General features: G+C 38.5%; 12 protein-coding genes. 7 read left to right on the forward strand and 5 right to left on the reverse strand.

Features of this window, described 5'->3' with window-relative positions; genetic code table 11:
- The first annotated feature begins 9 nt into the window (after positions 1 to 9).
- Positions 10 to 975, forward strand: coding sequence for a translation elongation factor Ts (gene tsf / locus EJ994_RS10015; protein ID WP_126592301.1), 966 nt, complete (start codon positions 10 to 12; stop codon positions 973 to 975).
- Positions 976 to 1,050: 75 nt separating this feature from the next.
- Here the strand turns inward: tsf and EJ994_RS10020 are convergent, their stop codons facing one another.
- The gene (locus EJ994_RS10020) at positions 1,051 to 2,922 is read right to left on the reverse strand and encodes a peptidase M61 (protein ID WP_126592302.1); all 1,872 of its coding nucleotides are present in this window, start codon (positions 2,920 to 2,922) and stop codon (positions 1,051 to 1,053) included.
- A gap of 175 nt (positions 2,923 to 3,097) precedes the next feature.
- Between EJ994_RS10020 and pyrH the strand changes: the two genes are divergently transcribed.
- The 6 genes from pyrH to EJ994_RS10050 all read left to right on the forward strand — a co-directional run bounded on the left by pyrH (position 3,098) and on the right by EJ994_RS10050 (position 10,561).
- The gene (gene pyrH / locus EJ994_RS10025; RefSeq protein WP_126592303.1) at positions 3,098 to 3,805 is read left to right on the forward strand and encodes a UMP kinase; all 708 of its coding nucleotides are present in this window, start codon (positions 3,098 to 3,100) and stop codon (positions 3,803 to 3,805) included.
- A 43-nt stretch (positions 3,806 to 3,848) separates the two neighbouring features.
- On the forward strand, positions 3,849 to 4,403 hold the full coding sequence (gene frr / locus EJ994_RS10030; RefSeq protein WP_126592304.1) for a ribosome recycling factor: 555 nt from the start codon (positions 3,849 to 3,851) through the stop codon (positions 4,401 to 4,403).
- Positions 4,404 to 4,540: 137 nt separating this feature from the next.
- Positions 4,541 to 6,928, forward strand: a complete 2,388-nt coding sequence (locus EJ994_RS10035; RefSeq protein ID WP_126592305.1) for an efflux RND transporter permease subunit — start codon at positions 4,541 to 4,543, stop codon at positions 6,926 to 6,928.
- A 98-nt stretch (positions 6,929 to 7,026) separates the two neighbouring features.
- On the forward strand, positions 7,027 to 8,460 hold the full coding sequence (asnS, locus tag EJ994_RS10040; protein WP_126592306.1) for an asparagine--tRNA ligase: 1,434 nt from the start codon (positions 7,027 to 7,029) through the stop codon (positions 8,458 to 8,460).
- A 38-nt stretch (positions 8,461 to 8,498) separates the two neighbouring features.
- Positions 8,499 to 9,956, forward strand: coding sequence for an RNA polymerase factor sigma-54 (gene rpoN / locus EJ994_RS10045; RefSeq protein ID WP_126592307.1), 1,458 nt, complete (start codon positions 8,499 to 8,501; stop codon positions 9,954 to 9,956).
- On the forward strand, positions 9,956 to 10,561 hold the full coding sequence (locus EJ994_RS10050; protein ID WP_126592308.1) for a hypothetical protein: 606 nt from the start codon (positions 9,956 to 9,958) through the stop codon (positions 10,559 to 10,561). Before rpoN ends, EJ994_RS10050 begins: the two co-directional genes overlap by 1 nt.
- Here the strand turns inward: EJ994_RS10050 and EJ994_RS10055 are convergent.
- From EJ994_RS10055 to EJ994_RS10070, 4 genes are all read right to left on the reverse strand, one after another.
- Positions 10,556 to 11,242, reverse strand: a complete 687-nt coding sequence (locus tag EJ994_RS10055; protein ID WP_126592309.1) for a porin family protein — start codon at positions 11,240 to 11,242, stop codon at positions 10,556 to 10,558. The two genes, EJ994_RS10050 and EJ994_RS10055, sit on opposite strands and share 6 nt — an antisense overlap.
- A gap of 150 nt (positions 11,243 to 11,392) precedes the next feature.
- Entirely contained in the window at positions 11,393 to 11,875 is a 483-nt protein-coding gene (locus EJ994_RS10060; protein ID WP_099574135.1) for an ExbD/TolR family protein, read from the reverse strand.
- A gap of 20 nt (positions 11,876 to 11,895) precedes the next feature.
- Positions 11,896 to 12,519 (reverse strand): ExbD/TolR family protein, encoded by a 624-nt coding sequence (locus EJ994_RS10065; RefSeq protein WP_126592310.1) that lies wholly within the window; start codon positions 12,517 to 12,519, stop codon positions 11,896 to 11,898.
- 12 nt (positions 12,520 to 12,531) lie between these two features.
- Positions 12,532 to 12,963, reverse strand: coding sequence for a hypothetical protein (locus EJ994_RS10070; protein ID WP_126592311.1), 432 nt, complete (start codon positions 12,961 to 12,963; stop codon positions 12,532 to 12,534).
- Positions 12,964 to 12,982 lie beyond the last annotated feature (19 nt).

The following is a 12,982-nucleotide window of genomic DNA, read 5'->3' on the forward strand; positions in this document are numbered from 1 at the left end:
TACAAGACAATGGCAAAAATTACCGCCGCAGAAGTAAATAAATTAAGAAAAGCTACAGGAGCCGGGATGATGGATTGCAAAAATGCTTTAGTTGAGGCTGAAGGGGATTTTGACAAAGCAATCGAAGTTCTTCGTAAAAAAGGACAGAAAGTGGCAGCCAAAAGAGCCGATAGAGATTCTTCTGAAGGAGCTGCAATAGCTAAAATAAATGCAGATAACACCGCCGGTGTAGCACTAGTTTTAGGATGTGAGACTGATTTTGTGGGTAAGAACGAAAATTTCGTAGCCCTAGCCAACGATCTCGCTGAAATTGCTTTGAACCACGATTCCAAAGAAGCCTTGTTAGCTGCTGATTTTGGAGGCATGACCGTTACCGAGAAATTAATTGAGCAAACCGGCGTTATAGGCGAAAAACTAGAAATTACGGCTTTTGAGAAATTAGAAGCACCTTACGTTGGTTCCTATGTTCATATTAATAAAATAGCAGCACTCGTAGGATTATCGTCCAAAGTTGATAATGCTGAGGTCTTAGTTAAAGATTTAGCTATGCAAGTTGCCTCTATGGGAGCAACGACTCTTTCTTATAAAGATTTTGATGCAGCCTTTGTAGCCTCTGAAACAGAAGCAAGGATTGCTGTTATCGAAAAAGACAATGAAGAGTTGGGTCGCTTAGGTAAAACCCTGAAGAATGTACCTCAGTACATTTCAAGAGCGCAATTAACCGACGAGGTCTTGGCTAAGGCAGAAGAAGATGCCAAAGCGCAATTAAAGGCAGAAGGAAAACCAGAACAGATTTGGGATAAAATCCTTCCAGGTAAAATGGAACGTTTCATTTCTGACAATACTACTTTAGATCAAGAACAATGTTTGCTTGACCAAAATTTCATTAAGGATGAGAAGAAAAGTGTTGCAGATTATGTAGCATCATATGGAGATGTACACGTTACCGGATTTAAGCGTGCGACAGTAGGATAATGATAGCATTAGACTAACTCAAACTAAAAACCCTTAAGGTAATTCTTAAGGGTTTTTTATTGGTGATAATTTCCATTATCCTTTAAGCCATGTCCTCCTCAATTCAGTAAAATCTTCTGAAATGCCTTCCACAGGTATGATTTTCGCAACCTCTACGGTAGGCGAACCAACCAATCCCTTAACCTGTAAAACCTCTCCATCACGTAGAATTTCCATCTCGATCTCAGTCTCTGGAGTCCATGCAAAGCTCTGACTTATTATTGGCCTAATAGATTCTAAAGTAATGGTCATGCCATTAATGGTTTTGATAATATCGCCCCCCTGTATACCCAAATCATTGAAAAAGGAATTCAAGCTTATTCCATTTCTTACAAATATGTTGTTTCCATAGGTTGTATCCACATCAATAAACGGAATATCACCATTAAGAAAATAACCCGTTTTTTCTTTTAATCTTGTATTTGCCAAGCCAACCTTTGCGAAGTAGGCCATATAATCGATAGGAGTAGCACCTATCACATGTGTATTGAAGAACTCACGCACTTCTGGGTAGGTTAAATTTACAATTTCGTCTATCAGCACCTCATCATCAAAAGGGACATCCTTTCCATATTTCTTAGATAGCTCCTTCATTAACCACAACACTCCCTTTTGCCCTTTACTTTTCTCACGAATCAGAATATCCAACGCAAAATTGATTAACGCCCCTTTCTCATAGACGTTTGGATAGTTTGATGCAAAAGGCTCTTCCAAAATGTTCTTGCTCATTACAGTAAAGGACATGGCATCGTCATATCCTTTTGAGTTAGCCACTTTACGCATGAGTCGCTCATAAAATTCTTCCTCGGTTATCAAGCCTTGATGAATTTGAAACAAATTTGCGAAGTATTCCGTGGTACCCTCATACATCCATAAGTGGCTAGACATTTCAGGATCATTAAAATCAAAATACTGCACTTCTTTTGAGTGAATATTCAATGGGGTAACTATGTGAAAAAACTCATGGGAAACCACATCTATCATTGCTTGTTCTAAACGTTCTCTGGACATGGATTCTGGTAATACCACTACAGTAGAGGTATGGTGCTCTAAAGCTCCAAAGCCCTGAGCATCATCATCATTTAATTGAGATAGATATAATAGGATATTATACTCTTTAGTACTATCAATATCTCCCAAAAACTTCTTCTGAGCACTCATCATTTCTTCCATACGTTCCTTAAGGTCGCTAGCTTTATAGGTTTCGTTTGGCGAAAAGACACTTATAGAAACTTTTATATCATTGATTTGAAACGTTTCCTTGTTGGGCCTAGCATAAAGTATAGGATTGTCTATGACTTCAAAATAGCGTTGCGCTATAAAACTATCCCAGGAAGGGTCTGGCTTTCTATTTTGTTCCATTGGTAAAGAGGTGGTCGCGATTAATTCCGTTGGCTTATATACCAATATGGTATAAGGCACCTCTTTGTAGTCATTGAAATAACCAATAAACCCATGTAGGTTTAACATAAAATTCTCGCCCTTCAAAATATTCGTTCCAGCAGGGGAAAAAACGGCATCTCCTACTTCATTTTCAGTATCGTAAGTGTCGTTTACCAGATAGGTTATTTTATCTAAATTTTTCCCGTTCTCAATATTCCATGTATTATCATCAAGTCTATTTACCTTCAGCCCATTGCCTTTATAATCAATGGCCATCAAACCCTCTACGTATTTACCATAATCGTCCGTGCTATAAGTTCCAGGAATCGTTTTTGGTATTTTAAAAGTAACGATATCCGAAATAAAGGCTCCTGGATTTATTTCCACCTTAACCCTGTCCTCGTCTATGTTGATTAAATCCAAAGAAGCAATAATGGGAGTTTTGTCTACTGTGATTAATGACTTATTTGCTCCGCAACCATATAGCAGTCCACAGATAATTATCCAGAGATAAATTTTTTTCATATAAAAGTTTGAATTGAATATTTATACTTACATACACTCATACAACCATGACAAGATTATTAAATATAATCGTCTGCGTCCCATTTATTAGGAAATAATTATGCTTTTTAATGTGAAGCTTTCGCTTCTCTGTCATCAAAATTTTTCAGTATTTTTGCTTTGAAAGAAAAGAAATATGCAATACAAAAGAATACTTTTAAAACTAAGTGGTGAGGCCCTTATGGGGGAAAAACAGTACGGTATAGACTCCAAAAGACTTAGTGAATATGCGGAAGAAATCAAAGAGGTTGTAGATAAAGGTATTCAAGTGGCCATAGTCATCGGTGGTGGAAACATTTTTAGAGGTCTAGCGGGTGCGGCTACAGGTATGGATCGTGTGCAAGGGGATCATATGGGTATGTTGGCCACAGTAATAAACGGTCTAGCTTTGCAAAGTGCCCTTGAGATGCAGAACGTTCAGACTCGTTTGCAATCCGCAATAAAAATAAATGAAGTAGCGGAACCATTTATAAGAAGAAGGGCAATGCGACACTTGGAAAAGGGCAGGGTGGTTATTTTTGGAGGAGGAACCGGTAATCCTTATTTCACCACAGATTCCGCAGCAGTATTAAGAGCCATCGAAATAGAGGCCGATGTTATTTTAAAAGGAACTAGGGTTGACGGTATTTATACTGCAGACCCCGAAAAAGATAAGGACGCCACTAAATTCGATACCATTTCTTTCCAAGATGTGCTCACAAAAGGTCTTAAAGTAATGGATACTACTGCATTTACCTTGAGCCAAGAAAACGAATTGCCAATAGTGGTCTTTGACATGAATAAAAGGGGTAATCTTTTAAAAATCGTTGCAGGGGAAACCATTGGCACCACTGTTAATATTTAAACTTTTGGTATAATTTGTGATTATACGATAGAAACATTTTAATATGAACGAAGAAATACAATTTGTCCTAGATTCTGCAAAAGAAAGTATGGACGCAGCAATAGCACACTTAGAACGTGAGTTCGTAAAAATACGTGCTGGAAAAGCCAGTCCTACAATGCTCTCTTCTATTATGGTAGAATATTATGGCTCCCAAACACCACTGTCACAAGTTGCGAACGTAAATACACCCGATGGTAGAACAATTTCGGTACAACCATGGGAAAAGGGCATGTTACAAGAAATAGAAAAAGCCATTATGAATTCCAATTTAGGATTTAATCCGATGAACAATGGTGACATGGTCATAATTAATGTACCACCCTTAACGGAAGAACGTAGAATTCAATTAACCAAACAGGCCAAGGCAGAAGCGGAACATGCAAAGGTAGGTGTACGCAGTGCCCGACAAGATGCGAATAAAGAAATAAAAGAACTGGATGTATCTGAGGACTTAGAAAAAAACGCCACCGGAGACGTTCAAGACCTAACGGATACTTACGTTAAGAAAATTGACGATTTCCTTGCTGTTAAAGAAGCGGAAATAATGAAGGTATAACATAATTATATCAAGTTATTGTTGAATTAAGCAGCCCAGTAGGCTGCTTTTTCTTTTCAGGCTTGCTATCATTTTAAAGCTCCAATTTAGGAAGCTTACAACACAATAGTTACCTTTGCACTCCGCTAAAAATAGGAATGGTAGCAAAACTTACACAAGGATTTTGGGCAAAGACCGCTAGGATAATACTTAGGAACAGAGTAGTGATATTGTTACTTGTTGCGGCTTTCACCGTTTTTCTAGGAATGCAATGGCAACATATGCGGTTTTCTAGCTCCCAAGCTAATTTGTTACCGGACGATCACCCCGTAAACCAAGAATATCAATCTTTTCTGAGTCAGTTTGGAGAAGAGGGTAATGCCGTTGTGCTTGCCGTTAGGGATAGCGCACTTTTTCTGCCGAACAATTTTAAACGCTGGAATAAATTTAGCAAACAGTTAGGAGCTTTCCCAGAAGTAGATTTTGTACTATCCACAGATAATCTTCAAGAATTGGTAAAGGATAATGAAAAACAAGAATTTGTTCTTCAGCCCCTCCTTAAAAAACAATTGGATAGTCAACAGGAAATTGACAGCATAACACAGCATTTGTTCAACAACATGCCGTTTTATGACAATCTACTGTACAATAAAGAAAGTCGAACGTTACGCACCGTAATGTACTTGGATAAGGATATTGTGAATACCAGCGTTCGGAAAGATTTTATCCTTAAAGATATGATACATCTGGTAGGCAGTTTTGAAGAGGAAACTGGTCTAGATGTGCACATTTCCGGTATGCCGTACGTCCGTACCATGAACTCCCAAAATATTATTGATGAAATCGGTAAGTTTATCTTAGCCGCATTGGGAGTTACCTCGCTAATTTTCTTTTTCTTTTTCCGTAGCGTGCGTGCCACCATCATATCTATGTGCGTTGTAATAATTGGGGTAATGTGGGCATTTGGAATACTTGGATTGCTTCAATATGAAATAACGGTCTTAACGGCATTGATTCCACCTCTGATCATCGTTATCGGTATACCCAACTGTATTTTCCTTATCAATAAGTATCAGCAAGAGGTAAAAAAACATGGCAATCAGGCATTATCCCTACAACGGGTAATTTCCAAAATCGGTAATGCCACATTAATGACCAATATGACTACGGCCTCTGGCTTTGCGACGTTCATTATAACGGATAGCAAACTTCTGAAAGAGTTTGGAATCGTAGCCTCCATAAACATTATAGGGATCTTTGTACTCTCCCTTCTAATTATACCCATTGTCTATAGTTTTATGTCTCTTCCCAAGACCAAACATTTAAAACATCTGAACAAAAGGTGGATTGATGCTTTTGTGAGTTGGATGGAAGGTATTGTAAGACACCAGAGAGTTGCCGTTTATATCGTTTCTATTGCCCTTTTAGTAGTGAGTATCATAGGTATTTACCAAATTGATATTTCTGGGAGCCCCATAGAGGATATGCCCAAGAACGCAGAATTTTTTAAGGATATTCGCTTTTTTGAAGAAGAATTCGATGGCATAATGCCAGTAGAGATAGTTGTTGACACAAAAAGTCCGAAAGGTGTATTGAAACCTGCAACGCTCAAAAGAATAGATAGACTAGGAGATGTTGTAGAAGAAATACCGGAACTGTCCAAACCGGTTTCCGTGGTCAATTTGGTGAAGTATTCAAAACAGGCATTTTATAACGGAATCCCGAAATACTACCAATTACCCACGAGTCAGGAAAATACATTCATCATGGATGTTGCCAGAAAATCGTCCGACAATGGCAACCTGCTAAAAAGCTTTGTAGATAGTACTGGGCAAACTGCAAGGATGACGACGTTTATGCGCGATGTTAAAACGGACCGTATGGAAGAAATTGAACAGCGGCTTTTAGAGAACATAGCCAAAATTTTTCCAAAAGAGAGATATACCGTTTACATGACGGGTAGCGCCCTGTTATTCCTTAAAGGAACCAAATACCTCGTGAAGAACCTAATTATGTCCTTGGCCCTAGCAATAGGTCTGATAGCCCTGTTTATGGCTTACTTATTCCGTTCTTTTAGGATGATTATCATTTCTTTAATCCCAAACTTATTACCCCTGTTGGTAACGGCAGGCATTATGGGTTTTGTAGGCGTTCCCATTAAACCCTCTACCATACTTGTATTCAGTATTGCTTTTGGTATCTCCGTGGACGATACGATACACTTCTTGGCCAAATACCGGCAGGAACTCACGTCAAGCAAATGGAAGATTGAAAAATCGGTGTACGCTGCGTTGCGTGAAACCGGAGTAAGTATGTTCTATACTTCTATCGTTTTATTCTTTGGCTTTTCTGTTTTTGTTATTTCCAATTTTGGGGGAACGGTGGCTTTAGGCTCTTTGGTTTCCGCAACCCTACTTTTTGCCATGTTGGCCAACCTTATTCTATTACCGTCGCTATTACTATCCCTAGAGAAGAGCATCGCAAATAAAGAGGTCCTTAAAAAACCGCAAATAGATATTCTACCAAAGGGAGAAGAGACGGATTGATTTCCTTTTTAGCTTAAAAATTCCTTTTTAGCCTAAGTATTCCTTCATTTTTTTTAGCAAAGACCTATCTTTGATTTTTAATTTTCAATCCATTTAAAATGCGCTCAGCAAGCATAAAAGAACTACTTTCAGGAAAAGATTTACTACAAGAGGTTACCATAAACGGATGGGTCAGAACATTTAGAAGCAATCGTTTTATCGCATTGAACGACGGCTCCACGTTAAACAATATCCAATGTGTAGTAGATTTCGAAAAAATCGATGAAACCGTTCTAAAACAGATAAATACCGGTTCTGCTTTACGTATTTCAGGAACATTGGTTGAAAGTCAGGGTCGTGGGCAAAGTGTGGAGATTCAAGTAAAGGATATAGTTGTACACGGGAATGCGGACCCAGAGGCCTACCCCATCCAACCTAAAAAACACTCCTTGGAATTTTTACGGGAAAAAGCACATTTAAGGGTCAGGACCAATACCTTTTCGGCCGTAATGCGTGTTCGTTCCGCTTTGGCTTTTGCAGTACATCAATATTTCAGGGATAATGGTTTTTACTATTTTCATGCACCTATAATTACAGGGTCGGATGCTGAAGGTGCCGGTGAAATGTTTAGAGTAACCACACTAGATGAAAAAAACCCGCCTTTAACGGAGAGCGGGGAGGTTGACCATAAAGAGGATTTCTTTGGTAAAGAAACTAACCTCACGGTTTCGGGGCAACTAGAAGCGGAAGCCTATGCCATGGCCCTAGGGAAAGTATATACCTTTGGACCTACGTTCCGAGCTGAAAATTCCAATACATCCAGACACCTAGCGGAATTTTGGATGATAGAACCAGAGATGGCTTTTTACGATTTAGATGACAACATGGGTCTGGCGGAGGACTTTATAAAAAGTGTCATCGACTATGTTCTGGAACATTGTCAAGAAGACCTACAATTTTTGGAAAAACGTCTTTTGGATGAAGAAAAAACCAAACCTCAGGCAGAGCGCAGCGAAATGGCGCTGATAGAGAAATTAAAGTTTATCTCGGAGAACAATTTCAAGAGGGTCACCTATACTGAAGCAATAGATATTCTTCGCAATAGTAAACCCAACAAGAAGAAGAAATTTAAATATCCTATAAATGAGTGGGGAGCCGATTTGCAAAGTGAACATGAACGTTACCTTGTAGAGAAACACTTTAAATGCCCCGTTATCCTTTTTGACTATCCAGCTAAAATAAAGGCATTCTATATGCGTTTAAATGAAGATGGAAAAACGGTTAGAGCTATGGATATTTTGTTTCCCGGAATCGGTGAAATCGTAGGTGGCTCGCAAAGAGAAGAACGTTTAGATGTGCTCAAGGAGAAAATGGCCGCATTGGATATTCCCGAAGAAGAACTTTGGTGGTATCTGGATTTGAGGAAATTCGGTACCGCAGTGCATAGTGGTTTTGGATTGGGCTTTGAAAGACTGGTACTGTTCGCTACTGGCATGGGTAATATAAGAGACGTTATTCCTTTCCCAAGGACCCCTCAAAATGCTGAGTTTTAAACGCAATTGATTATTTTTATAAGGACTAGAAAAGACCAATGTTAAAACAATACCTGCAGTTTAAATTATCTCAAAAGCTATCTCCTCAACAGATACAGTTGATGAAGTTGATACAATTGCCTACACAGGCTTTTGAGCAGCGATTAAAGCAGGAACTGGAAGAGAACCCGGCATTGGAAAGTGGTAAAGAGGAAATTGAATCCTTGAACGATGAATTCGATGACCAGTATGAAGCGGAAACCGACAGCGAGAGGATAGAAGCGGAGGATATCAATATTGACGATTATCTAAGTGATGACGAAATACCGGAGTATAGGACCCAAGCCAATAATTATAGTGCGGACGATGACGAAAAAAGTGTTCCCTATGCCTCTGGAACATCTTTTAATCAATACTTACTCAATCAGCTGAATACAGTATACCTGAATGACGAAGAGTGGGCAATTGCCGAATTTCTGGTGGGAAGCGTTGACGAGAGTGGCTATATAAGAAGGCCATTATCCGATATTTTGGACGACTTGGCTTTTACCCAAAACATATATACCGAAGAGAAAACCATAGAACGTGTATTACATATGGTACAGCAATTAGACCCTCCTGGGGTGGCTGCCAGGTCCTTGGAAGAATGTCTGATTATTCAATTGGAAAGAAAAGAAGGTACCCCAAGTATAGACTTGGCCGTAGCTATATTAAAAAAGTCCTTTGAGCAGTTCACTAAAAAACATTACAAGAAACTCATACAGAAGCATAATGTAACAGAGGAAGAGTTAAAAGGTGCTATTTCAGAAATAGAGAAATTAAACCCGAAACCCGGTGGGTCCTATTCGGGAAATACGCGTATAATAGAGCACGTAGTACCGGATTTCTCCATCAGAATTGTGGATGGTGAACTAGAACTAACGCTCAATGGTAGAAACGCTCCCGAACTTCATGTTTCAAGGGAATATAGCAATATGCTGAAGGGTTATAAAGAGTCTAAAGAAAAATCCAAGTCCCAAAAAGATACGGTACTTTTCATAAAACAAAAGTTAGATGCGGCAAAGTGGTTCATTGACGCCATTAGACAGCGGCAACAGACGTTATTTATAACGATGAACGCCATAATGCAGTATCAAAAGAAATATTTTTTGACTGGAGATGAGCGTAACCTACGCCCCATGATATTGAAGGATATAGCTGATGAAATACAAATGGATGTTTCTACGGTATCACGAGTGGCGAATAGCAAGTATGTAGACACTCCCTACGGCACCAAACTGATAAAACAATACTTCTCGGAGTCCATGAAAAATGAACAAGGAGAAGACGTGTCTACTAGAGAAATAAAGAAAATTCTAGAGACGGTCATTAACGAGGAAACGAAAAAGAAACCCTTAACCGATGACAAGCTTGCCGCAATTCTAAAGGAAAAAGGATACCCTATTGCAAGGCGCACCGTTGCCAAGTATAGAGAACAACTTGGAATACCTGTAGCCAGATTGCGAAAACAGATTTAATGAAATTCTTCTCGAGTGCCATTTCCTACATATTCCATCCGCTATTAGTACCAATAGGAGGCACACTCATATACTTCATAATCACCCCAAAATATAGTCCGTTAGAAGTTCAAAGTGGTAATATATTACCCATATTTATATTGACCGTTATTATTCCTATTGTCACTTACATGATTCTAAGAAATTTACATCTGGTACATTCGGTTTTTATGCCAAGTATTGCAGAGCGCAAATATCCAGTGCTCATTCATATACTATTACTGGCGCTTATTCTTTATAAGGTTATTCCTAACAATTATACCATTGAGCTGTACTTCTTCTTTGTTGGCTTAATAGGAGCCGCGGCAGCAAGTCTTATGCTACTGTTCTTGAAATTTAAGGTGAGTTTACATCTTATGGGACTAGGAAGTCTACTCATGTATTTAATTGCCCTTAGCATCCACTTTGAAATAAACGTGATTATAGCCATAAGCTTATTCACTCTGGCAGTAGGTGTTGTGGCATCATCAAGGTTATACTTAAAGGCCCATACGAAACCAGAACTACTGGTAGGGCTGATGATTGGTCTGCTATCACAACTTTTGACCGTTAAGTTCTGGTTATAAAATGTAGAATACAAAACCGATTCTCAAAGGCCTAAAACCTATAGATTCCCCATTAACAACGGCGTTCTCTTCAAACAAATCGGTCAAGGAATAATACACATGTATATTGAAGGTATTGTACCCAACATTTAAGGTTAATCCGTACTGAAGTCTTCTAATGTCAGAATTAAAGAAACCATCTGTAAAATCCTCAGTAACCAACTTCGACCTGGCTCCTATCACATAGGCAGCCTTGATACCTGTGTAGATACGCCAAAATTTATATTCGGTAGCGGTAGAAGTACGCCATCGAAATTCCAATGGAATCTCAATGAGATGCGTTTCCAATTTACTCCGCCTGAAACCAGCTATATCCGTATCAAAAACATAGTCAAGTCCAGAACCGTTTTCCCTAACACCAAGATTAGAATAGTAGTTGTTTATCGCAACACCGGCTCCGAGACCCAAAGCCTTTGTTCCTGTTTGATTAAGCGGTATATCCCTTATAAAACCAGTATTGAGACCATAAGATAGATTACGCTGTTTAAAATCCTCTGCCCTATTACGAACAAAATTATATGTTATCCCAAAATAGAACTGATCTTCAAGATAGTCAGCTGTTGAAGAATTATCCTTAATTGGAGATTGGCCCGTAGCCTGTAACACTAAACTTAGGCATACAAAACATAGAAAACCTTTCATCTTATTTAATTTACGATATCTATAACCAACTAGAAAACCTCTTAACCTTATAGTGCTTCGAAGGGTAGTACGGCGTGCTTAAATATAACAAACTAAAAAACGCTCCAAGAATATTGGAGCGTTTATATAAGTTTGAAATGATTAAATAATCTACTGAAGGTTTCTAAAAGCGTCGCCTTCGTACGTAGTGTAATTTACTTTAAGTGCATTAACCTTTCGTAGTTCCTGCTTTATATCCGATATAAGACCCATATTTGCGTTCTTATCTACTTTTAAAGAAGTAGTCAAAACGTTTTGAAGTTCTTGAGCCTTTTTAGCTCTCTCCATCAAGATATAGTCACCGACCTCAGAAGGGTTCGCAAACTTATCGTTCAATTGTATTTTAGGCTCTGTTCCAAAGACCCTCTCATATTCTTTTGTTGGCTTACCAACATAAATATAAATTACCCGATCTTTCTTTTCAAGCTTCTTTATTTCACTCGCGTTAGGGAGAACGTTCTCAACTTTTAGCGAACTATCCTTCATAACCGTTACCGTCATAAAGAAAAATAAAAGCATAAATACAATGTCTGGAAGTGATGCCGTTGATACCGCAGGCACGTCTCCATCTTTTTTCTTTGCAAATTTTGACATAGTGTTTTATTTATCGTTCGTTAATTAGATGAGGAGGTTTCCGCCTCAGAAAGCTTTTGTGGAAATAAATCCTGAATACGTTTTACTTTCTCCTTTAATTCTTCTTTGACATCATCAGAAGTTTCAGGATTCAAATACTCGGCTTCCATATCCGTAAAATCCTTTTTGAATAGACGTTGTGCTTCTCTATTACGTAAATCATTATAAGCACCTACGAGCTCGTTTTGAACAGTTATGTAAGTACTATATTTAGTTTCACGATCGTTCTTAAGAGAAATAATTGCCTTTGAAGGATTATCGGATGACGATGCATCTCTCTTTCCCTTGCAATAGTTGCAATACTCTGGACTACCTGAAGGTGCTCCTCCGTTATCCAAAAAAGCTTTAGCCTTTTCACGAAGGTCTTTAAGCTCTATCAACTCATCATCAGCCAACAGCTGCCCGTTCTTGTTGATGTTTACCTGAAAGATATTCTTTTGTTTAATAACAACATCTGTATCGGGCGGTTCTATTGGAGGCAACATACGATCCAATCCTGCATCAGTTTCAATAGTAGTCGTTACCAAGAAAAAGATAAGTAATAGGAAAGCTATATCCGCCATGGAACCAGCGCTAACTTCTGGTGCTCCTGCTCTTCTAGCCATAATTTTTGTTTTTTATTTACTGAACATATTTTTAATAGCTGGTATAATAAGAGAAGCTACAGCGATAATGGTCAAGAGAAAGAAAACATTCAATCCCATCCCAATCTTTTTCACTGTACTTTCATCTGACATAGCTAAAAATTCCGGATCAACATCCGTTCCGCTAGCCAACACATATGATATACCGACCACTAATAAAAAGCCTCCAATTACGAATAGGGTCTTTTTAAGACCTTGTGGATTAGAGAATAAATTTTTAAGTGTGAAAACCAAACTTACTACCACTGCAATTCCTAGTAGTATGTACGTAATGATGAACATTGCGTTCATTGCGCCACTTTGAGCAGCTTCCGCTACAGGCATATCTGAACTAGGCAATAAGTACCAAAGCAATGCGCTTACCACACCTATAACAATCAATGCTATTTTTATAATTTTTTGCATAATTTTTAGGTATTAAAGG

The sequence above is a fragment of the Maribacter sp. MJ134 genome, from assembly GCF_003970695.1.
Lineage (GTDB): Bacteria > Bacteroidota > Bacteroidia > Flavobacteriales > Flavobacteriaceae > Maribacter.